The organism is Gilliamella sp. B3022 (genome assembly GCF_028751545.1).
Taxonomy (GTDB): Bacteria; Pseudomonadota; Gammaproteobacteria; order Enterobacterales; family Orbaceae; genus Gilliamella.
This window is the reverse complement of record NZ_CP071867.1, coordinates 2,311,833-2,335,349: the sequence shown is the minus strand read 5'-3', so window position 1 is coordinate 2,335,349 and position 23,517 is coordinate 2,311,833. Positions and strand designations below refer to the sequence as shown.

Annotated in this window: 22 protein-coding genes; 13 read left to right on the top strand and 9 right to left on the bottom strand. The window is 33.4% G+C overall.

Going from position 1 to position 23,517, the window contains the following annotated elements; all coding sequences use genetic code 11:
- Positions 1–627: 627 nt before the first annotated feature.
- The 3 genes from J4T76_RS10585 to J4T76_RS10575 form a co-directional block, all read right to left on the bottom strand.
- On the bottom strand, positions 628–1,110 hold the full coding sequence (locus tag J4T76_RS10585) for a hypothetical protein (RefSeq protein WP_267340833.1): 483 nt from the start codon (positions 1,108–1,110) through the stop codon (positions 628–630).
- 299 nt (positions 1,111–1,409) lie between these two features.
- Positions 1,410–1,619 carry a hypothetical protein gene (locus tag J4T76_RS10580; RefSeq protein WP_267340832.1) on the bottom strand — a complete coding sequence of 70 codons (210 nt, stop codon included), beginning with the start codon at positions 1,617–1,619 and terminating at the stop codon, positions 1,410–1,412.
- 222 nt (positions 1,620–1,841) lie between these two features.
- Entirely contained in the window at positions 1,842–2,570 is a 729-nt protein-coding gene (locus J4T76_RS10575; RefSeq protein WP_267345785.1) for a Vgb family protein, read from the bottom strand.
- A 406-nt stretch (positions 2,571–2,976) separates the two neighbouring features.
- Between J4T76_RS10575 and J4T76_RS10570 the strand changes: the two genes are divergently transcribed.
- The 3 genes from J4T76_RS10570 to J4T76_RS10560 all read left to right on the top strand — a co-directional run bounded on the left by J4T76_RS10570 (position 2,977) and on the right by J4T76_RS10560 (position 5,395).
- On the top strand, positions 2,977–3,888 hold the full coding sequence (locus J4T76_RS10570; protein WP_267356071.1) for a LysR family transcriptional regulator: 912 nt from the start codon (positions 2,977–2,979) through the stop codon (positions 3,886–3,888).
- A gap of 232 nt (positions 3,889–4,120) precedes the next feature.
- The gene (locus tag J4T76_RS10565; RefSeq protein WP_267354951.1) at positions 4,121–4,615 is read left to right on the top strand and encodes a GNAT family N-acetyltransferase; all 495 of its coding nucleotides are present in this window, start codon (positions 4,121–4,123) and stop codon (positions 4,613–4,615) included.
- Between the two features lie 51 nt (positions 4,616–4,666).
- Positions 4,667–5,395 carry a rhomboid family intramembrane serine protease gene (locus tag J4T76_RS10560; RefSeq protein WP_267345783.1) on the top strand — a complete coding sequence of 243 codons (729 nt, stop codon included), beginning with the start codon at positions 4,667–4,669 and terminating at the stop codon, positions 5,393–5,395.
- A 51-nt stretch (positions 5,396–5,446) separates the two neighbouring features.
- Here the strand turns inward: J4T76_RS10560 and lolE are convergent, their stop codons facing one another.
- From lolE to lolC, 3 genes are read right to left on the bottom strand one after another with little or no spacing between them, the layout of a single operon-like run.
- Positions 5,447–6,691 (bottom strand): lipoprotein-releasing ABC transporter permease subunit LolE, encoded by a 1,245-nt coding sequence (lolE, locus tag J4T76_RS10555; protein ID WP_416380586.1) that lies wholly within the window; start codon positions 6,689–6,691, stop codon positions 5,447–5,449.
- A gap of 6 nt (positions 6,692–6,697) precedes the next feature.
- On the bottom strand, positions 6,698–7,402 hold the full coding sequence (lolD, locus tag J4T76_RS10550) for a lipoprotein-releasing ABC transporter ATP-binding protein LolD (RefSeq protein WP_267340824.1): 705 nt from the start codon (positions 7,400–7,402) through the stop codon (positions 6,698–6,700).
- A complete protein-coding gene (gene lolC / locus J4T76_RS10545; RefSeq protein WP_416380222.1) occupies positions 7,395–8,597 on the bottom strand; it encodes a lipoprotein-releasing ABC transporter permease subunit LolC in 1,203 nt (400 codons plus the stop codon). Before lolC ends, lolD begins: the two co-directional genes overlap by 8 nt.
- 159 nt (positions 8,598–8,756) lie before the next feature.
- Here lolC and mfd point away from each other — a divergent pair, with 159 nt between their 5' ends.
- The 4 genes from mfd to mmuM all read left to right on the top strand — a co-directional run bounded on the left by mfd (position 8,757) and on the right by mmuM (position 16,207).
- Positions 8,757–12,218, top strand: a complete 3,462-nt coding sequence (gene mfd / locus J4T76_RS10540; protein ID WP_267345781.1) for a transcription-repair coupling factor — start codon at positions 8,757–8,759, stop codon at positions 12,216–12,218.
- Between the two features lie 27 nt (positions 12,219–12,245).
- Positions 12,246–13,790: a DUF945 family protein gene (locus J4T76_RS10535; RefSeq protein ID WP_267345780.1), complete on the top strand. Its 1,545-nt coding sequence runs from the start codon at positions 12,246–12,248 to the stop codon at positions 13,788–13,790.
- Between the two features lie 84 nt (positions 13,791–13,874).
- The gene (gene mmuP / locus J4T76_RS10530) at positions 13,875–15,266 is read left to right on the top strand and encodes an S-methylmethionine permease (RefSeq protein WP_267340820.1); all 1,392 of its coding nucleotides are present in this window, start codon (positions 13,875–13,877) and stop codon (positions 15,264–15,266) included.
- Positions 15,266–16,207 (top strand): homocysteine S-methyltransferase, encoded by a 942-nt coding sequence (gene mmuM, locus J4T76_RS10525; protein WP_267340819.1) that lies wholly within the window; start codon positions 15,266–15,268, stop codon positions 16,205–16,207. The genes mmuP and mmuM overlap by 1 nt, the downstream gene beginning before the upstream one ends.
- A gap of 93 nt (positions 16,208–16,300) precedes the next feature.
- Here mmuM and J4T76_RS10520 read toward each other — a convergent pair whose 3' ends face one another.
- Positions 16,301–16,855, bottom strand: a complete 555-nt coding sequence (locus J4T76_RS10520) for a YbhB/YbcL family Raf kinase inhibitor-like protein (protein ID WP_267340817.1) — start codon at positions 16,853–16,855, stop codon at positions 16,301–16,303.
- A 1,184-nt stretch (positions 16,856–18,039) separates the two neighbouring features.
- Positions 18,040–18,648: a riboflavin synthase subunit alpha gene (locus J4T76_RS10515; protein WP_267340816.1), complete on the bottom strand. Its 609-nt coding sequence runs from the start codon at positions 18,646–18,648 to the stop codon at positions 18,040–18,042.
- Positions 18,649–18,915: 267 nt separating this feature from the next.
- Between J4T76_RS10515 and crcB the strand changes: the two genes are divergently transcribed.
- From crcB to J4T76_RS10495, 4 genes are all read left to right on the top strand, one after another.
- Complete coding sequence (crcB, locus tag J4T76_RS10510) at positions 18,916–19,293, top strand: fluoride efflux transporter CrcB (RefSeq protein ID WP_267345779.1); 378 nt, start codon at positions 18,916–18,918, stop codon at positions 19,291–19,293.
- A gap of 105 nt (positions 19,294–19,398) precedes the next feature.
- On the top strand, positions 19,399–19,797 hold the full coding sequence (locus J4T76_RS10505; RefSeq protein WP_267340814.1) for a cell division inhibitor SulA: 399 nt from the start codon (positions 19,399–19,401) through the stop codon (positions 19,795–19,797).
- A gap of 200 nt (positions 19,798–19,997) precedes the next feature.
- Complete coding sequence (locus J4T76_RS10500) at positions 19,998–20,429, top strand: hypothetical protein (protein ID WP_267340813.1); 432 nt, start codon at positions 19,998–20,000, stop codon at positions 20,427–20,429.
- Positions 20,430–20,432: 3 nt separating this feature from the next.
- The gene (locus J4T76_RS10495; RefSeq protein WP_267340812.1) at positions 20,433–20,891 is read left to right on the top strand and encodes a MarR family winged helix-turn-helix transcriptional regulator; all 459 of its coding nucleotides are present in this window, start codon (positions 20,433–20,435) and stop codon (positions 20,889–20,891) included.
- Between the two features lie 591 nt (positions 20,892–21,482).
- Here J4T76_RS10495 and J4T76_RS10490 read toward each other — a convergent pair.
- Positions 21,483–22,109: a TetR/AcrR family transcriptional regulator gene (locus tag J4T76_RS10490; protein ID WP_267340811.1), complete on the bottom strand. Its 627-nt coding sequence runs from the start codon at positions 22,107–22,109 to the stop codon at positions 21,483–21,485.
- Between the two features lie 150 nt (positions 22,110–22,259).
- On the opposite strand from J4T76_RS10490, the gene J4T76_RS10485 reads away from it, so the two are divergent.
- Both J4T76_RS10485 and J4T76_RS10480 read left to right on the top strand, forming a co-directional pair.
- The gene (locus J4T76_RS10485) at positions 22,260–22,547 is read left to right on the top strand and encodes a hypothetical protein (protein ID WP_267356069.1); all 288 of its coding nucleotides are present in this window, start codon (positions 22,260–22,262) and stop codon (positions 22,545–22,547) included.
- A gap of 444 nt (positions 22,548–22,991) precedes the next feature.
- The gene (locus J4T76_RS10480; RefSeq protein WP_267356067.1) at positions 22,992–23,411 is read left to right on the top strand and encodes a DoxX family protein; all 420 of its coding nucleotides are present in this window, start codon (positions 22,992–22,994) and stop codon (positions 23,409–23,411) included.
- The last annotated feature ends 106 nt before the right edge of the window (positions 23,412–23,517 follow it).

Here is a 23,517-nt window from a genome sequence, read left to right as displayed (position 1 = left end):
TTTTTTTGATTTTTCGTTAATCAAGTTTATGGTTTCACAAATTTATATAAACCGTTATTTAACTGTTTTCGTTCGATAATAGGCTATTGGGATATTTTAATCTTGAAATAAAGAATTTTAATGATGGATATAAGAAATCCGGTTGAATTAAAAAAAATGATATAACTCTGTTAGCCAGATATGAAATGATCACTCTTGCAAGATTTACCATTGATTTCATTCGTATCCGACTGTTCAAGCCATTTTTTTCAATGATTCGGAATTTCTCCTATCCTTAGGTTGAATTTTCGTAAAAAAAGACTTGGTGAAATAAATTATTTCATCCAAGAAGGATAGGTATTTTTTAAACCTAAAATTTTATGTTTGCATTAATTGGTCCATGATTAAATGCCATATGGTAAGTTTAACTAACACTTAAATACATACTAGTATTTTGTCGGTCATCTTAGATTTTGAATTGACTGAAAGTTGGACTTATCATTGATTTAAATGATGTTTAAAATGCACTTTAATCTTCTGCATAATTTCCTTATATGCTTTACTCGTGCCATTATTCCTATTATTTCCTTTTTTTGAGTATTATTTACCGCACTATGCCCAGCATCAGCGTATTAATACTTTAATTGTTTAGTTTATTGATTTAATTAAGTGGCTGCTGCCCGATAAAGGCATAGTCTCTATTATTTGGTCATCATCTGATTCAGATGGATCTTCAAGTTGATCATCTGTATCTGATTCATCATCAATCCCTTCATTTACAGTTCCATCTGATAAAGTTAAACCTAATAGTGTTTCTGCTTCCTCAGTGTTAATCAAACCATTATCAATTAAATATGGCGGATTAGCTTGAATTACATTTGCTGTCCTGACATTTAATGCGGTTACATCATTAATACTTAGCCCAACTAAAATACTTGCACTGATCAACAAAATCTTGCAATGAGAAGGTTTATCTAAAATTATTTTAGATAAGTTCCATGCAAAATTAAAGGTTGACTGAAAATACTTTTGGGGACTTGAAGAAATTGAAGTCAAAAAATCATCCTTTATTTTTAACTTTAAAGATGAATCTAAATTATGACCCCCTACAAACCAATTGCATTTTAACATATTGTTACGTCCTCTCTACATAGGATTGCTTTGTTCAATAAATTCAATCTTATGTTGCGAAGTATAATATTTTATAAAAAATTAGCAAACTTATCTTATAAAGATTTGTTAACTAATGTAAAATCCATAGATCGCGGCATCGGTTTTTATTTTTTAATATCTTATCATTTTTTGATTTTACTTTAGATCAGATGATCATTAACGATTAAAGTTCATTCATACTTCGCAATCCATCCTCCTTTTCTTCTACAAGAATGTGAAATGCAATAAGAAGACTCATGTTTTATGTACTGAATGATTTAATTGAATAATAAAATCAAAATAGAGAAAACAATTGCTAAAAAAGCCACGATTGAGCCATCCATCATCATCAATACACATTTCGGTAAATCTTGACGATTAATTAAAGGTAAAATTTTGCAATCGCGTCTGTTGTCAATCGAATCTAAATGTACGCTCCAATGAAAAAGCCCTTCATTAGGATCAATTTTTTTTATTGTCTTTTTCATGTCGATGCTGAATGTTGTTTAATATATTCAGTGATCGCTATCATTAGACTCAATGATGAATTGGAAACTAACTTAATTATTTTATTTATGATTCGATGGAAATCCTGATAATTATCCTAGTCTCAATGTTGATTTGATAATCCAGCCAGTTGCAACTTGCCTGTTAATATGAAACTCCATTTTCCCTCATCGGTTAACGTGATTGTGTTCACTTATCTGAACTTAATTATTATCCAGCCTATAGATTGAACCATTACCCCAAACTCCGATATAGTAACGGTTTTTATAATAGGCTAATGCAACCGCTCCTGATAGAGACGAGGCTAAAGTTGTTACCTTTTTTGTTTTTATGTCAATTTGTCGTACCATTCCCGCGCCATGATCGATGACTGCGACAATATTGGACGAAATTGTAACAATACCCACCCCAGGACGATCGAATTGATCGCCTAATTCCGTTCTATTACCATTAGGTTGAATCATGGTCAAATTACCGCTATATTGAGAGACAATTAAACTATTATCTGCCAGTTGAGTAACCCCAACGGGTGTAGTCAATCCCTGGGCTAGAATCGTCTTTTGTTTGGTTTCTAAATCAAGTGCTACAATTTCTCCTGTTGAACGATTCGTGACTAATAGTTGACCATCATTAGAAAAAGCGATTCCCGTAGGCGTATGATAGCCCTCTGATATTTTTTGTGTTTGACCATTAGGCGTAATTTTTAAAATATAGTCATCACGATAAGATGAAACGTATACATTATCTTGCTTATCAATGACTATTCCTGCAGGTGACGCAATACCAGAATAGAAGATCTCTTGTTTGCCATTGCTGTTCACTTTTACAATTGAATCACCAGACCAATTTGTCACATACATCATACCAGAGCGATCAAAAGCGATTCCTGTCGGTGCATTAAAGCCCGAAGCTAGCATTCTTAAATTTGCCATACTTAATTCTCCATAAAAGCAGCAAAATATCAATATCATTATACGTAATAAGTCATTTTTCATAATTGGGGCCCTTAATATTGAATTAGCTGATTTTTTATTGTTCTCATTTCTAATGAGTTGCATACTACTAGAATTTAAAACATTGTTGATGCTTCATGGGATAACGAAACAAAAATAAAAAATTGCAATCGAGTAAAATTGAAATTCTGATGAAATCCTAATTGAGAGACCAAAAATTGGGAAATACATTTTTGGCTATACGAAATTCGTATAGCCAAAAATACGATAAACAAATGCAAAAGATAAAAAAATCCTTCATAATATCAAGATGATCTTTAATAAAAATTAACTGCAAAGCAGATTAAAAAATTAGGGAAGTATCAAATTAGGAATGATGAAAATCATGGATATCTATAGCAAAAGATTACCATCCATTAAACAATTACAATACTTTATTGCCGTTTGTGAGGAAATGAGTTTTACCCGTGCCGCAAAAAAATTAGGTATGAGTCAACCTCCACTTACAACACAAATTAAAATATTGGAAGAAACATTACAAAGTACGTTGTTTTTAAGAAACTCACATAATATTACCTTAACTCAAGAAGGCGAAATACTGAAATCTCAAGTAAGCCAATTGTTAAATGATCTTTGTTCAATCGTTAATTCAACTAAAAGCATTAGTATTAAAAAAGTTATGATAGGAACCACAAAAACTTTAAATTTTGATTATATTCCTTATTTTAAACTTTTTTTATCAAAATTTAGTGAACACGCTGAAATCTATCAACACAACTATATTTCCAAAGAATTATTACGTGAATTGCAGCAAGGCAATATTGATTTCGCTATTGTTTCTGATTATCCAAATCGAACATTCACTGAAAATTCATTACTGATTTATCAAGAATCTATGACTTTAGTTTTGCCTGCAAATCATCGCTGTAACAAACAAGAAAATATCGATCTTAATGATTTGACCGATTTACCACTATTTTGGTTTAAACAACATTTAAATCCCTTTTTTTACGAACAATGTGAAAACGTTTTCAATCGTTTAGACAAGCCTATAATTAGGCGAGCAGAGCTTGCAGATAATCTTTCTATGTTACTAGAAGTTGCTTTAGGTAAAGGAATGATGCTTTTACCACAATCAATGGCACAAGCCAAAGTTGATGGCGTATCTTACAAAAAATTAAATCCCCACCAAGATAAGAAATTAAAAATTAATATTTACCTTGTTTGGCGAAAAAATCTGAAAATCACGGCTTCCAACCAAGCCATTATTGATTTTTTTACTCAAGTTAAACGCTAAAATAGGCTAATTGTTCTGATTATTTTTCTTCCTTTTCTTAAAAAATTTAAACATTTCATTCGTAATAAATGATCTAATTAAAAAATCTGTTTGAAAATAGTGTCATAATATTGTGTAGGCACTCTTTAGGTGAGTTAATGATTTTTCTACAGTTATATCGTTTTTTTAAATATTGCTTGCTATCATTAAAGCCATTACAATGAGGCATAATTAATCCTTGTTATTTTATTTTATGATTACCTTTACTGATGCCACTTTAGATGATTTGCCTTTTATTATAAATGTATATAACGAAACCATAGCGAGCCGTCAAATTACGGCGGATTTGCAGCCAGTATCGATTGAAAGTCGTATGGTTTGGTTTGAACAGCATAATCCTCAAAATCGCCCACTTTGGTTAATCAAATATCAGAATCAATCTTGTGGTTGGGTAAGTTTATCCTCTTTTTATGGTCGCGCGGCTTATGTTAAAACGGTTGAAATCAGTTTGTATTTGCATCATGATTTTAGAGGGAAAACCATTGGTCAATCCACCATTAAACACATTGAATTATTTGCCAAACAGGCAGGTATTGAAACCATACTTAGCTATATTTTTGGTCATAATCTTCCTAGCATAAATTTATTCAAAAAAATGAATTATCAACAATGGGGATTATTACCTAAAATTGCGGAACTGGATGACGTTAAGCGTGATTTGGTTATTTATGGAAAGCAGTTGGTTTAAATCCTCTGTCTATTTTTAAACATTTCGTTTTTCAAAAGGAAAACTCAACACATGAATTTTGTAAAACATGTTCAATTCTTATATCGTCAAGCTAAAATTACCAGCATTTTAGTTTGTATTAATGTTGCTTGGTTTATTTTTTCTCGACTTCTTGATATGAGAGGTCTGTCAGATTTAAATCAAAATCAGTTTTTAATTGACTGGGGAGCTGATGTTGCTCAAATAACTTTTTCTGGCCAATACTGGCGCCTTTTTACCAACATTTTCATGCATATAGGATTAGCTCATCTTGCTATGAATATGTTAGCGTTGTGGAGTGTTGGCATGATTTTAGAAAGATTGATTCCCCCATTCGCTTTTTTAGGTATCTATTTGCTCTCGGGTTTATTTGGCAGTTTAGCAAGTGATATCGCCACAATTCATTATAACGTTATAAGCTGCGGCGCTTCGGGGGCAATTTTAGGTATTATCACCGCTCTGCTCGCTTACTCGTTAATTAATCGAACGGATTTACATGAAATGCCTATCAAATCAATTGTAGTGAGTTTATTGCTCACCGCCGGATTGGGATTACTACCTTCTGTTGACAATATGGCACACATTGGAGGTGCAGTAACCGGTTTTGTTTTGGGCGGGTTAATCACATTTTGTTTAAGAAAATTCCGATATCCAAGCAAAATTTGTACGACGCTAACAGCCCTAATTTTTGCTGTTGCAACTCTACTTTTATATTGGGGTTATCAACATTATCAATATTATTCTTTGATCGATGGGTATTGATAAAAAAGGCGCACCAAACGGCGCACCTTTAGCGTTTATGCTTTGTTGTTATTAATAGCTACTCAATACTCGAGCGGGATCGATTTTACAGGCCCTTTGAGCAGGATAATAGCTCGCAACCAAACTTAGCAACATTGCAGTAATAAACACAATTACAACATCAAAAAGATGAATTTCAGACGGTAAAAAGTCAACAAAATAGATATTACTATTAAGGATTTTATGCCCTATTAAAGATTCCACAATAGCCATGATACTTGATAGTTGCCATGATAAAATCAATCCTAACATTACACCAATTAAACTCCCAATTAGTCCTGAAATTATCCCATACCAAATAAACGTATGTTTGATTAATCGATTGGTTGCACCTAGGGTTTTTAATATGGCGATATCGCGTTGCTTATCTTTAACGGCAATCACTAATGTCGAAACAATATTGAAACAAGCAACACCAATAACAACAATCATAGCTAGATACATAATTTCTCTGATCATTTGAATATCGCGATACATAAAACCGTAAGTTTGTTCCCAACTATTAAAAGATAAATTTTCATCAAGAGCTAATGCTGCCTGACTCATAATATATTTGGACTGATATACATTATCAACATTCACCATAACACCTGTAACACTGTCCCCCATATTCAGTAATTTTTGGGCATCCGCTAAAGGAAGTAACGCAATATTATTGCTCAGACTTCCACTTAATTCCAAAATACCGATAACTTGTAAACGTACACGCTTTGGTGGTTTAAGTTGATTAGGACCACTTGATACTGGAATTAATAATGTAACCCAATCTCTTTCTTTAACGGCTAAATTTTTAGCTAAACCCGCTCCTATAATAATTTGTTGACTATCAGCTTTAAATTTTTGCCATTGATTATTCAAAACGTATTTAGGCAGCGTACTGACTGATTTTTCTTGATCAGGATCGACCCCTTCTATTTCTACGGCGCCAAGTTTACTCGCATTCTCAATCAATCCAGTAAAATTAACAAAAGGCATAGCTGAAACAATGTGACGATTATGTTTTAATTCATTTTGAACTTCTCGCCAATTATCTAGATAGCCATCTTCGGGATAAAACTGCCCATGTGGTACTACTGACAGCACTCGATTATGCAGTTCACGCTCAAAACCATTCATTGCACTCAAACCAATGATTAAAGCGGCAATACCAATAGCAATACTGAATGTTGAAATAATTGATATTAACGATACCATTCCACTTTTACGGCGTCCTTTGCGGAACTTAATGGCGGTGATTAATGATAAATTCATTGTCATTATCCATTAAATTTTTTCAGTTAGTGAACGATTAGTCAATCGCCCATCGTACATAATTAATTGGTTATCGAGTTTATTTGCTAGCTCTAGATCATGCGTGACCACTAAAAAAGCAGTGCCATGATCACGATTCAAACTTATTAATAAATCAAAAATGGCATTAGCGGTAGTTTTATCCAAATTACCTGTCGGTTCATCTGCCATAACCAATGCTGGATTGTTGATAAGTGCTCGTCCAATCGCCACACGCTGACGTTCACCGCCAGACAGTTCAGACGGTCTATGATTTGCACGTTTAGCTAAATTAACCGATTCTAGCATAACCATTGCTCGCTTTTTGGCATCATTAGGATTTGCACCACTAATTAATAAAGGCATTGCAACATTTTCTAAAGCAGAAAAATCGGGCAATAAGTGGTGAAATTGATAAATAAAACCTATTTCTTGATTACGAAGGTGTGCTTTTTCTTTTTCAGATAGCTGGTTTAATTGCTGCGATTTAAAAATGATTTCGCCAGATGTTGGTTTATCTAATCCACCAAGAAGATGTAACAAAGTACTTTTACCCGATCCTGAGCTGCCAATAATTGCTAATAATGATCTTGAATAGATATCAAACGAAACGTTCTTTAAAACTTCGGTTACCATTTTGCCTTCATTGTAGGTTTTGCAAAGATTTTTTGCTGAAAGCAAGATTTGTGAATTATTCATAACGTAACGCCTCGGCTGGTTGAATATTGGCTGCACGATGGGCAGGATAAATAGTTGAAATTATCGATAACATGAGTAATCCAATAATAATAAAGATAATTTGTGTTGGCTCAACCAGCGACGGTAATTGAATACCAGCAAACGATAATCCAAATAATTGCATAATTTCATTCAAGTAATAAGCCAGTAACAGTCCTACACTGCTTCCTAATAATGTACCAATTACCCCTGAACTTGCTCCTTGAATGATAAAAATTAACATGATTTTAAAACGAGACAGTCCTTGAGTTTTTAATATCGCCACTTCACCTTGTTTTTCCATCACTAATAAACTTAACGAGGTAATGATATTAAAAGCAGCCACAATGACAATTAGACTGATTAATAATCCCATGACATTTTTTTCCATTTTGATAGCTTGGAATAATTCTCCGCGTTTTGCTCGCCAATCATTGAAGACTAATCCTTTCGGTAATGGCATGCTGGTCACAGATGTAATATCTAATGGTTTATTTAAAAACAAGCGCCAGCTCGTTATTATTCCTTCATGGTAACGAAGTAAGTGACGGGCATCGGTTTGATTAACATAAATCAAGGCTTGATTGATATCATGATTAATTGAAAACATACCAACGATATTAAATAGTCTTTGTGAAGGAATCCGACCAACTGGCGTAATTTGGCTAGCATCGGTCACCATTAAGCGTATTTTATCGCCAACAGTAACACCCAATTGATTAGCTAAAGTTACCCCGATAATGACGTTATATTGCCCAGGTATAAGATCGGATACTGAACCCGTGTAAACGTATTCGTTAATAGGATCACCATCTTCCGGATTGATACCCATTAACGTACTGACCATGATACCTTTTTCACTTTGCAAAACTACATCACCGGTGACTAAAGGTGCCACATGATTAACGCCATTGATTTTCATAAATTGGTCACCAGAAATTTCTCTAGGATCGATGTGACCTTGCGATGTGGTTACCTGAGCCTGAGGAAGAAATTTTAATATACTGCTCTGCATTTGATCTTCTAGCCCATTCATGACCGACAACACAACAATCAAACCAATGGAGCCAAGCATAATACCAAGCATGGATAACCATGATACAAAGCGACTAAAACCATCAGTCTTTTGCCCATAGACATAGCGCAAACCGATAAAAAACACTAATGGACGAAATATTTTTGACATAAATGTATATATTACCTGAAACTTCTTGACAAAGTTTAGCTAGTTAATTGCAAGATGCTTATCATACAGGATTAAACAGTTATAGAAAACAACCTCATTCTTACGTTATAATCTACCACTAATTATTTAGCAAAACCATGTAAAATCAACATGTCTAAAACTCTTAATATTTCAACAGTAATTCCTAAAAAATCAGGTGAAGTAAAACAAATTGGGCAGTTAATTGGATCGTCCCTATCCCAATTTTGCGCTCAAGCAATGGATGCGCACGATGGCTTAGTGGTGATTATTACAGATGATATGCAACAAACAACGCGTATCCATGAAGAACTAAAACAATTTTCACCCTATCCTGCTATCTTTTTTCCTGATTGGGAGACACTGCCATATGATAGTTTTTCACCGCATCAAGATATTGTTTCTGAACGTCTATCTTGCCTTTATCATTTAAGAAATTTGACTAAAGGAGCTTTGATTTTACCCATAAACACCTTAATGCAAAAAGTCTGCCCACAAAGCTATTTGGGTGGGCATGTGTTTATGATGAAAAAAGGTCTGCAAATTAGCCGCGAAAAGTTACGTTTACAACTTGAAAATGCAGGTTATCGTTCTGTCAGTCAAGTAATGGAACATGGCGAATATACCACTCGAGGTGCTTTGTTTGATATTTATCCAATGGGCAGTGATAGACCTTATCGTATTGATTTTTTTGATGACGAAATAGATAGCATTCGCACTTTTGATGTTGAATCTCAACGTACAATTGATGAAATAGTTGAAATACAGTTATTGCCTGCGCATGAATTTCCATTTGATAAAACCGCTATTGAGCTTTTTAGAAGCCAATGGCGTGAAAAATTTCCGGTCAGATTAGAGCCAGAAAGTATCTATCAACAAGTCAGCAAAAATATTTTACCCACTGGTATAGAATATTGGCAGGCCTTATTTTTTAATGAGCCATTAACTCCGCTGTTTACCTATTTTTCGACTAACACACTCATTCTTAACACCGTAAATATTGAGTCTCATGCCAATAAATTTTGGCAAGATATCAACCAACGCTACGATAATCGTAAGGTTGATCCAATGCGACCATTATTGGAACCTGTAATCATTTGGTCAAAAACCGACGAAATCTTTGCCGATTTTAAAAAATATCCGAGATTGGTTGTATCGCATGAACTCATCAGCGAATCGAATAAAAATGTCAATATGCCTTATTCGAATTTGCCTGATCTTGCGATTGCAATTCAACAAAAAGATCCTTACTTGCAATTCCATCAATTTATTGAACGTTATACAGGTAAAATCGTCTTTTCGGTCGAATCAGAAGGTCGCAAAGAAGCATTACAAGAAATTTTAGGTCGCATTCGTATTCATCCAATAACGATTAACCAACTGGATGAAATCCATCACGTTAATGATCGCTTTTGTATAATTTTAGGTGCAAGTGAGCAAGGTTTTATTAATCAATCCGATAATTTTGCTTTTATTACTGAAAATGAATTACTGGGTCGCCGGATTGTTCGCCGCAAAAAAGAAAATAAGCAAGCTATCAATACTGATACGCTGATTCGTAGTTTAGCTGAATTAACTCCTGGCAAACCTGTGGTGCATTTAGAGCATGGAGTAGGACGATATGCTGGTCTGACCACTCTTGAAACCGGTGGCATTAATGCAGAGTATTTGATTTTACTTTACGCAAATGATACAAAGCTTTATGTGCCAGTGTCATCCTTGAATTTAATCAGTCGTTACTCAGGCGGGGATGAAGAAAATGCTCCTCTGAATAAACTTGGTACTGATGCATGGAGTAAAGCCAGACAAAAAGCTGCTGAAAAGGTTCGAGATGTTGCAGCCGAATTACTTGATATTTATGCTGAGCGAGAAAGTAAACCAGGTTTTGAATTTAAGCAAGATCGAGAACAGTACGAATTATTTTGCGAAGCTTTTCCGTATCAAGAAACGGAGGATCAACAAAACGCTATTGGTGCGGTAATTGGCGATATGTGTTCACCTTATGCAATGGACAGATTGGTTTGTGGTGATGTTGGCTTTGGTAAAACTGAAGTCGCTATTCGAGCCGCTTTTTTGGCTGTGATAAATCATAAACAAACTGCGGTTTTAGTTCCTACTACTCTACTTGCCGAGCAACATTATGAAAACTTTTGTGATCGCTTTGCGAATTGGCCAATACGAATTGAAAGCTTGTCACGATTTAAAACAGCTAAACAGCAACAAGCTATTATTCAAGCTTTGGGTGAAGGTAAAGTGGATATCGTAATAGGTACTCATAAATTATTACAAGAAGACATAAAATGGAAAGATCTTGGCTTATTAATTGTTGATGAAGAACATCGCTTTGGTGTTCGTCAAAAAGAACGAATTAAAGCAATGCGTGCCAATATTGATATTTTAACCCTAACCGCCACACCAATACCACGCACCCTAAATATGGCAATGAGCGGCATGCGTGATCTTTCTATTATTGCTACACCACCTGCTCGGCGTCTTGCAGTTAAAACGTTTGTACGTGAGTACGATGATCTGGTTATTCGTGAAGCAATATTACGTGAAATCTTACGTGGTGGTCAGATTTACTACTTACATAATGATGTCTCAGACATTGAAATAGTGAGTGAAAAACTCGCTGAATTGGTTCCTGAAGCACGCATTGCTATTGGTCATGGTCAGATGCATGAACGTGATTTGGAACGCGTCATGAATGATTTTCATCATCAACGATTTAATATACTCGTTTGTACTACAATTGTCGAAACTGGGATCGATATCCCGAATGCAAATACGATCATTATTGAACGAGCCGATAAATTTGGGTTAGCTCAATTACATCAGTTGCGAGGTCGGGTTGGTCGTTCTTATCATCAAGCTTATGCCTATTTATTAACACCGCATCCTAAACTGCTCAGTAAAGATGCTAAAAAGCGTTTAGAGGCAATTGCATCACTGGAAGATTTAGGTGCAGGGTTTGCTTTAGCAACACATGATCTTGAAATACGAGGCGCAGGTGAATTATTGGGTAGCGATCAAAGCGGTCAAATTGAAACAATTGGTTTTAATCTTTATATTGAATTGCTCGATGATGCGGTTAAATCACTCAAAGAAGGTAAAGAACCCACGCTTGAATCGCTCCTTAATAATCAGCAAACCGAAGTTGAATTACGTTTGCCAACTTTGATTCCTGACGATTTTATTCCTGATGTGAATACTCGTCTGTCATTGTATAAACGTATTGCTAGTATTGAAGCAATTGAGGAATTAACCGATATAAAAATCGAAATGCGGGATCGATTTGGTAAACTACCCGATGCTGTACTCTTTTTATTAGAAACAACTAAAATTCGTTATCAGGCAAACCAATTAGGAATTACTAAAATTGAATTTGGTGAAAAAGGCGGTTTTATCGAATTTGGCAAAAACAATAAAATTTCTGTCGATTATTTAATTGAAATGATTCAAAAATCACCAAAAAATTATCGCCTTGAGGGCACAAATCGATTAAAATTACTGAGCTCACATTTACAAAGAAGTGATCGTATTGAGTATATTAAAAATTTGTTGGCTGATTTTTCTAACCACCAAGAGTTATAGCGGATAAAATATAAAAAGAGAATGATGATGAAAAAAAGTATAGTAGCGACAGGAGTTATTGCAATATTAGCATTTGGATATATTGGCACTTCAATTTATACCGGAAATTTAATCGAAGAAAACCTCGATACTAACTTAGCTGAGTTTACCCAGCAGGTTAACACCAGCCAACAAATTTACAATCTAAATATTTCTCACAGTAATGATAAAAAAGGAATATTTTCGACCAAAACACATCTAAAAGTCACCTTGACACAAAAAAAACAAATTGATAATGATGATGCCTCAGTAATAGTGTTATACGATGATGAGGCCACGATTCATCATGGTCCATTCCCTTTAGCCGCACTTGCTAATGGCTATTTCATCCCACAAATAGCCTGGTTAGAATTTGCGATAACCGATAAAACGAATCCGACCCTTTGGAAGTTAGCGGGTAATCAATCTTTTATTTCTGGTCACGCTGGTCTGAGTTATAGCAATTATCTTACTGTCAAATTAGAAACTGAAGGTATTAAGTTAACCGATTCAGACTTTGATCTTATTGAGGATCAAGATGCAATTGAACTGGGTAAGGGAAATCTTGTAATTGATAAAAATAATGACTCTGATCTATCGATAAAAGCATCATTTGATAAACTTAATTGGGTAATAGATCAAAATAACATTATTTCTTTTAACGATTTAAATGTGTCATTTAAACCTGAACAAAATACTGCTTCTGTTAACTATGAGATGAAAATGAGCAGTTTAAATATGAAAAATATTGAATTTGGTTCTAATACCAACATCGATTTTGATGATCTCACCTCTAAAGGAAAAATTAACTATAAAGATTATCAGGTTAGTGACCAAAGTGAAATTCATCGACTTATTATATCTACTGGTCAAGACGCATCTGATGCAGTTAATCGCATTGAATTGAATAAATTTGTCCTAAACCAACACGTTGAATTGAATCCCCAAAACTACGCAATAGATGGATCATTATTTACCAGTGTTGCTTCAATCCTCTACGGCAAGCAAAACTTAGGTAATGGCTCACTCGACTTAAGCTTTAAAGGTCTTGACAAGCGCTATTTATTGAATCAATTTTATGTGGACTCTTTTGAAGATTTGCAAGACACAGCTGAGGATATGCCAAATAATACCAATGTCACTCTAAATAAATTCAATTGGCATAACTCTGCCGGTGATATTAATGCAAATTTCGTTCTTGATATCAACAATTTTAATTACACATTTGATGAAGAAAGTGATTTTTCAAATGATATTGATGAGAAAATAAATACATTAAAATTAAAGGTTGAAGCACCATTTGATGTTATGGCGCAATTTTATGCGCAATTCGAACATCCTCAAAATAGTGAGGTTACCGAACAGCAAGTTAATAACGTAAAATCAAATATTAAGTTAAGTGCTGAAATGTTTTTGGGTAACGTACCATTTTTTGTTTTCGATAATGGACAAACCGAAGGTCTTTTTTCAGACGTGAGCTTAACCAAAGACAGTGATGAAGTTCAAGTCAATGGTGAAATCATGTCGAAAAAAGAATTCTTTCATGATTTTTGATAAATAAAAATAACAATTCAAATAGTCTTTTCCGTCAGCCATACTGGCGGAATATTAACCTTAAAAGCTCAAAATAATATAATTATGAATACTCATTCTCTATCCTCAAATGAAAATCAATTCAAACGCACTATGAAAACCCGACATTTAATTATGCTATCTTTAGGTGGCGTAATTGGTACGGGGTTGTTTTTTAATACTGGATACATTATTGCTACTGCGGGAGCAATTGGTGCAATAATATCTTATTTAATTGGTGCGCTAGTGGTGTATTTGGTCATGCTATGCCTCGGTGAGTTAGCTGTTGCTATGCCCGAAACAGGCGCCTTTCATACCTATGCCTCGCGCTTTATCAGCCCAGCTACAGGCTATACTGTTGCATGGTTATATTGGCTGACATGGACAGTTGCATTGGGTTCAAGCCTAACGGCTGCCGGCATGTGTATGCAATACTGGTTCCCTGATATTGCAGTATGGATTTGGTGTTTAATTTTTTGTTTAGTGATTTTTGCACTCAATATCGTTACAGCACAGTTTTTTGCTGAAAGTGAATTTTGGTTCTCAATAATTAAAGTCATCACCATTGTCGTATTTATTATTGCTGGTACTGCCGCGATCTTCGGCTTTATTCCAATGAAAAATGATATTCCAGCCCCATTTTTGCACAATATTACTGATCACGGTTGGTTCCCTAATGGCATAATCCCAATAGTTATGACAATGGTATCGGTCAACTTCGCATTCTCAGGAACTGAACTTATCGGGATCGCCGCTGGCGAAACTCATAATCCTGAAAAATCGATTCCATTAGCCATAAAAACCACTATTCTACGCTTGATCATATTTTTTGTTGGCACTATTTTTGTTTTAGCCGCACTTTTACCCATGGATCAAGCAGGTGTTGTAACCAGTCCCTTTGTGATGGTCTTTGAAAATATCGGTATTGCTTATGCTGCCGATATCTTTAATTTTGTCATTCTAACTGCGATTTTATCAGCAGCAAATTCTGGACTTTATGCTTCAGGTCGCATGCTCTGGTCCCTGTCAAATCAAGGCACATTACCAAAATGCTTTGCTCAATTAACTGATAAAGGTATCCCAACTACTGCAATTGCTGTCAGTATGTTAGGGGGATTGTTAGCCCTGTTTTCTAGTATCATTGCACCTGATACTGTATTTGTTGCTTTAACGGCAATTTCAGGATTTGCTGTGGTAGCCGTATGGTTAAGTATTTGTGCTTCGCACTATTTCTATCGAAAGCAATTATCTGCATCAGAGCAAAAAAATCTTAAATTTAAAGCACCATTTTATCCAGTAGTGCCAATTTTAGGCTTTATTCTGTGTCTAATTGCTTGTATTGGATTAGCGTTCGATCCTGAACAACGTATAGCATTATATTGTGGTATTCCATTCGTGATTTTCTGCTTTATTGCTCATCATTTTACCCAAACGTATCAAAACAAGAGTCATAAATAATGAAAAACAATAGTTCTATAACAACTCTTTTAAAACAAAAAGGTTATATCATTATTGATGGTGCATTAGCTAGCGAACTGCAACGTCGAGGTAGCGATCTTAACGACAGTTTATGGTCAGCCAAAATATTAATTGAACAGCCAGAATTAATTCAACAAGTACATTATGATTATTTCAAAGCTGGAGCTGATTGCGCCATAACTGCGAGCTATCAAGCAACACCAATGGGATTTGCCAAAAAAGGAATTGGGATCGAGGAGTCAATCGAGCTAATCAAAACCAGTGTAAAATTAGCCAAACAAGCCAGAACACAATACCTCAATGAGATCAAACTAAATAAATTTCTCTTAATTGCAGGTTCAGTGGGTCCTTATGGTGCTTATCTTGCAGATGGCTCCGAATATACTGGCGATTATCACCTCAATGAGGATGAATTTATTGGATTTCACAAAGATCGCATTGCAGCACTGATTGACGCAGGTGTAGATATTTTAGCTTGTGAAACATTACCATCATTTTTGGAAATCAAAGCGTTAGTAAAATTATTACAACAATTTCCATTGGTTAGCTGCTGGTTTTCATTAACATTAAAAGATCAACAACACCTCAGCGACGGTACTCCCTTAATACAAGTTATTGACTATTTAAATCGTATTGAGCAAATTGTCAGTGTTGGGATTAATTGCATTGCTCTGGAGAAAGTCACCCCTGCTTTAGAGGTATTGAGTCAACTAACCTGTAAACCGTTAATCGTTTACCCTAATTCAGGCGAGCAGTATGATCCAACGACCAAGCTATGGCATAAAAACCATGATCACAATTGTACCTTTGCCAATCAATTAGATGCCTGGACCAAATTAGGCGCTAAATTAATCGGTGGTTGTTGCCAAACAACTCCTGAGGATATTGTGGAAATTCATCAGTTATTAATGAAAAAATAGTTCATCACACGCGCAAAAATTCAAGTACAACAATATAACAACTGCCGAACTGATTCATTAATTCGGTAGTTGTTATCCAATAGCTAATCCATTTTATCGTGAGTAATGATAAGTGACAGTTGCTTTAGAAATCAGATGCGAATTAACCATAAAACCAATTAATGCTGGTGTCGTTTGGTCATCAACATCTAAATGATCAATATCAAGTGCGTAGAGTGTAAATTGATAACGGTGGTCAGATTTTTCTGGAGGGCATGGTCCGCCGTAACCAGCTACACCGAAGTCATTGCGAACCACTTGACTGCCTTTGGGCAATAGATCAGGATTATTGCCAGCAGAACGCTTAAGCGCAGTCACATCAACTGGAATATTGACTACCGTCCAATGCCACCAGCCAGAGCCTGTTGGTGCATCAGGATCATACATAGTTATCACTAGGCTTTTTGCATCTTTAGGTACATTATGCCACGAAATATTTGGAGATTGATTTTCTCCTTGGCAACCGAATTGGTTATAAATAAATTTATTAGTAAAACCTTTTTTGACAAGATCAGGAACAGCTAACTGCATTTCAGAGGCTAAAGAACTCGCAGAACTCAACAATAAAGCACAGCACATTACAGTTTTTAATTTATTAATAATCTTCATATTAATCCTTATATAATATTTCATTTAATTGAAGTCATATAATTATACTTTATGAATACTATAAACGTTGTCTATAAAAAGATAAATATCATTTTTTAGATTTACTTTTTTTATTTTAAACCGTGAATGAATTGATTATATTAATTTCTATTTAGAGGTTTGTGGTTTGAGCTTTTTATTGATAATACTATTTATTTGTAAAAAATATTTAGGAGTCTATACCATTTCGTTATTATCACTCTTCAATGAAACTTACTTTTAGTATACTCATCTTTTCAGACTGAATTGAATGAATTGAATGAATTTTTTCGTACACCTCTGATTTTAACTTCTCAAATTCTATTGAGATCCTTTCTTTACTGAAATATTCAATCTCAATTATCTGTTTAAGTATCTGTTTAAGTATCTGCTTCAGTATGTTTCATTGAGGTTAATTTGAAAATGCAGCATTAACCTTTCGTTAATTGAGTAACAGCAGATCAGTTATCGATGTCATTAAGTCAAACAAGTGGTAAATTCAATTTTATATCCACCTATAATATTGATAATACGCTGTTATTTCTTTGCTATAGTGCAAGTAAATAAATCTTCTAGCCTATCCAAATTTTTATAGTTAAGAATACCGACATAAATATGCTGCTCCTAAAATACGAATAAAGATCTTTAGAGCTTTAAAAAAGCTAAAAAAACTCAACCTGATAAATCAGCCAACAAGTTCTTACTTTGTAAAATTCATCTTACTTTTTTAACAAGTTTTAAATCAAGTTCAGATAGATAACTTCCATAATATTATTTTTTGAAAAAAGCTTATCAAAAGTTGACCTCTTAGCACCAACAAAAGATGAGTAGAGGGAATCATTGATATTCGATAGGTGATGTTTTAAATGTGTTTTTTACTTAAACGTATGCACAACCTCAAACTTTTTCACAAAAATAATCCATTAATGACAATAGCAAACTTTTATTGATATCCTTAATTAGCCGTCGAAGGATTGCTCAAGAACAAAGTTTAAGATTTTTTGAATGGTTGTGGGAATATTAAGGCTTTTATAACAAAGCCTTAAATCAAGCATCCCTATAGTAACGATGAATTCAATACATTAAAATGTTCGAAAGTCGACAAAACAGGAATGTTTAGAATTAACATAATCATTTTTTGAATGATTTAATCTAAAAAGGAAATGTTAATTGCTTTCCGCTAGAACTCTTTCAACTGTATCAACAATTGCTTGAGTCTGTGAATCAATTTCAATATTAACTCTATCTCCTACTTTTTTTGTATTTAAAGTCGTAATCGCGAGTGTTTCAGGAATTAAATTAATTTGAAAATGATTATCCATGATATTACCAACGGTTAGGCTAGCACCGTCAACACCAATAAAACCTTTGTAGAAAACATACTTGGTGAATTTAGAGGGTAAAGCTAAAGTCATTTGGCAATTCGTTGTCGTTTTTTGGATATCAACAATTGTGGCGGTGCAAGATATGTGCCCAGACATTATATGACCACCAATTTCATCGCCATATTTGGCACTACGTTCTATATTAACCAAATCATCAAGCTTTTTATCGCCTAATGTAGTAAGTGCTAATGTTTCTTTCATTATGTCAAAGGTGACCCAATCATCTTTAAAATCGGTCACAGTTAAACAACAGCCATCGTTAGCAATTGATGCGCCGATTTCGATATGTTGCGTTAATTTTTCAGGCAATTTTACCTTATAAGTTCTTAAGTTATCTTGATCGATGATATCAATAATTTTACCTTGACCCTGCACAATACCTGTATACATATTGTATCCTTGAATTAAACGAAAATTTTCAACTATTCTACTTAATTACCAGGTAATTATCTATCCTTAAGCACATTTACTTGGGCATGATTCTATCTTATTGATAATTCTAAAACACAATGATATAACGATTATTTTTTTAATCTGAAAATGATGCAGCAATGAATATTATGCATTTTCTTATTATCTCGGTTATAGTTATCGTTCTTTACTAATAAGAATAAACATTATTGTTAATAAAAATACGCCCAATTTTAAGGATTCAGTATGTTAAAACTTATTTTAGCTATTTCGGTCGGTTCAGTCGTCGGTGGTTTATTGCGGTGGTTTCTGTCACTTAAATTAAATATTCTCGCTTTTGCCATTCCTTTGGGAACATTATTGGCAAATCTGGTTGCGGGGTATATTATTGGCTTTGCAATTGCTTTTTTTAATCATTCAAACCTTCCTAATGAATGGCGTTTATTGGTGATCACTGGTTTTTGCGGTGGATTATCGACTTTTTCAACTTTTTCGGCGGAAATCGTGAATTTCTTACAAGAGGGCCGTATTGCATGGGGATTAACCACTATTGCCATTCATGTTATTGGTTCAGTTTTAATGACTTTTTTAGGGATTTTTTCTTATCAGTTATTGCGTTCTTAATTCTGTTACATAAAAAATTATATAAAAAATGATCACACAGAGAGTTTACAATCACAAATTACTGTATTAATATACACTGTATATTAATACAGTAATGGGATTACTATGCTTATTGAACACTCTTCATCACAACTTATGGCGATTAATTTTGAATCCCCTTTTCAGCAGATTTTACAACAACAGCGCCCTTTGTTGAAATCACTTAATAAAGCTAAAAAATGGCAATTATGGCTATCCGATCGACCAATGTTAAAGCGTTCATGGGTAAATATTGCAGGACTTGATAAACAAAAAGTGGTGCAATTAAGTAATCTTAAAAATGAAAATTTAATATCTACTATTGAAAAAGCATTAAAAAGCAAAACCTGTAGCTATATTGTTGCTTGTATTAATGATCTTAATGAGCAAGATAAACTACGTATTGAACAAGCCGTCTCAAACAGTGATACGTGTTTATTATTAGTTCACGATGAACAGACACAACAAACAGTTCAATATCATTAATTTTTTTAAAACTGAACAGCCTAATTAATTTTAATCCTCAGTGTATAAAAAGATGCTTTCTAACCTAACAGTGTCTTTTTATATGACCGTATCCAACTATTAAAGATAAATAAATAAATAAATAAATAAGTTAAATTTTTATTGCTTTAAATTATAAGTATACATACAATAAGATTACTTATTAAATGGAGAATCAAATCATGAATAAACTATCAATCACATTTTCATTACCAACAACCGCTAAGCCATCAGTGATTTGGCAATATTATGTTGATCTCAATTTGAGAAAATTATGGGAGACCGATTTAGAAGATTTTTATGTAAATGATGGATTAATTTCAGGAGCTAAAGGCATCTTTAAATTGGAAAATATGCCAGAGATGGAGTTCACTTTATCAAAGGTTTTAGAGAATAAGGAATTTACCGAAGAATTTAATATGCCAGATATTGGGCTTTTATCTTTTTCTCATCAAATAATTGAAGTTGAACCTAATCAATATAATCTCAAATCTGAAATTTCATTAAAACCTGTCGATGAATTAGATGACAAACTAGCTTATGACTTTCTAAAGCAAATATCAGATGATATCATTGATAAAACATTTTCATTAAAAAATCTTGTTGAAAGGTAAATTATGACAAAAGTTAATAAGCTCTTAACACGATTCCAAAAGGACTCTGATTCAGTTGGTTTTCTTTTTATGAGGGCTTATTCTTGTTGGCAGACTAAAATAAAAAATTGCCTAAAGAAAGAGTCGATTACTCATCCTCAATTTATTGTACTTGCTACCCTAGCCTATTTATCTGAATATGAAAATGAAATAACACAAATCCTTTTAGCGAAAAAAACGAATATTGATGTCATGACAATTTCACAAATTTTAGAAAATTTAGAAAAGAAATCATTCATCATAAGGATGACTTCAGCTAAAGATAGTCGAGCAAAATCCATCATTCTAACCGAAAGTGGTTTTGAAAAAATCAATAAAACTGTTCCTTTAGTTGAAGAAATTGATCATCAGTTTTTTTCGGTTCTGGGTAAAGACCGTCTTATTTTCAATGAAATGCTATTAACGCTTTTAAAAAATAAGTGAGATATTGTATCTTTCATTATCAATAGACATTAGCAATAAGTAAGTGACTTTCTGACAACATAAATAAAGAACGGAAACATTAACAATTAAAGCACATCCTGATCAATATTATAAGTTTGATAATTTTTTCTTATGTTGCGATTAAATATTACAAATAGTGATGCGTTTAGATTACAAATACTGATCGGATAAAGTCTTATTGTGAGTATGAAATTTACCATTTATAGAAGAAAAATTCTTGATGATAGTCTAAATTCTAATGAAAATGTTACCGATATTTTTTTGATTAACTTTGGATAACTTAAAGCTTTTTTCTTAAAATATTTAATGTTAATAAAAATATTTCAAAAACAGACAATTTCTGGCACAAATAATCGATTTACATTATGTTCATTACGGTATTAACTAAAATATTAATTGCATGTTTATTCAAGAAACATCATAACTATTGAAATAGATGATAAAGTTTGGAAAAAAGCAACGATTTAAATTAAATCAATGCATTTCATTCTTATAGTCGATTCTAAAAAAATGATCTTTCGCTTGCATCAAACAATATAAAATTATGATTAATATAGTAATAATTAAAACTCAAAGCTTGGATGCATCTTGTTTAGCTTGATTAATAACAGCTTTAATGATCCATTGCGACAGTGATACAATATAGGAATCTTCTAAATTCCATACATCTTTTAATACTGTAATTTGAGAACCAAAAATTATCGACAAGGTATAAATTAATTTATTATTCAGTTCATCATTTAATTGGGATTGTAATGGTTGCAGTAAATTAGAGAGCACTTCTTTATGATTTCCACGGACAAATTTTTCAGACTTCGATGATGTTGTTGAACGTTCAGTTGCCCATTGTTGTAAAGACAATCGCATTGCTGCCCTTATAGCCCCTTCGTGTTTTATCATGTGGGTAAAAGCAAATGATAAAAAATCATTTATTTTTTTTCCCAAATCCTGTTCGTCGGATTGCCAACGTAAAATTGGTTCGAGTGAATAATCAACAACAGCCGAAATTAAATCACTTTGTGTAGGAAAATAGCGATAGGCAGTTGCCCTTGAAATTTTTGATTTATCTGCTAACTCACTAATGGTTAATTCGTTACCTTCATCTAAAATAGTTAATGCCGTATGTATTAAATGCTCAAATGTACGTTTTTTAACACCTGTATATTTTTGTGGTATTACAATATTTTGTTTATCCATATTATTTTTTTATAAATTATTGCTTATTATGATAAAAATTGATATATTAAATTCTATGAGACATTAGTCTCATTTCTGTTATATACTATTCCATTATATGAGTTATTTAGTAAAAGTATGGAGTTCTATTTTATCCTTTAAGGAGTTTTAATGGCATTACCAAATACGATTTACTTAGTCACAACACAAAACACTAAGTTAGAAGAGAGAGTAAGCTCTTTAAAAAAGCTACTTAATCTCAAAAAACTGACTGTTAAAGTTGTTGATAATTCAACTCAACCTCACCAACGGAATCATTTGGTCGATTTTACTGCCGAGCTAACAGCAAATTACCATATAAATAGAAAAGAAGCTATTTATTGTTCTAATAGAAAAACATCTAAGTTTGTTAAGGCGAAGTTATTTATGTTGGTTCAAACGGTGAAGACGCAATTTTAAATTTAGGTGGATATTTTGATAAAGCAATGGAGCAGCTTAAATTATAACAACAGAGGATGATAAATATATTTTACACAATTGTCCGGATTTCAATGGATTTTAGAGTGTAAATTCAATGCAAGGGGAACCAACAAAATTGCGTTAAAACAAACAAAAGACCTATTTAAATTAATTTGACACCAACAATAAGTAAGACATAACGGTGTAACATTATTGTTACACCGTTATTTTTATCTACAAATCCATAATTGAACTACCAATCAATGTCAATATAATCGCTATAAGATTGTCAATTTTCGTAAGTAACTTTACTAATCATTGTTATCTGTGAGACAATCTCAAGTGCAGTATCCTATGTTGTAAATAAGTAATCGCTTTAGAAATGAATGCCTCTTACTTCTGATTTTAATTATTATTTTGTTAACTGACTATAGGAAACACAAAATGAAAGAATATCAAACTGATGTAGCAGCATTTGTATTACGAATTGCTTTAGGTATGATGTTTTTAGCTCACGGTTTTACCAAATTACTTGTTCTCACCCCAGAAGGTACGGCTGAATATTTTCATACCCTTGGATTTCCAGGATTTTTTTCTTATCTTGTTATTGTTTTTGAAATTGGCGGCGGTGCATTGTTATTATTAGGTATTTTAACTCGTGCAATTGCGTTAATTGCCTTCTTTCAACTTGCAATAATCACCATTGTACATTGGACTAATGGTTGGTCATTTACCAATCCAGGAGGAGGTTGGGAGTATCCTGCATTTATGTCTTTAGCTGCTTTCAGCCTTGCATTATTAGGTACTGGTCGATTTAGTGTTTTATCAGGGAAAAAATATACACAAACCGTTGAATCATTATAGGCTGAGTTTTGGGAAAGGTTAGATCCGTCTTCGATTACCTTTCCTAAACTTTTAGGTAATAGAGCGATTTGCTTAATCAGATTTATCATCCATAAAGGATTATAAC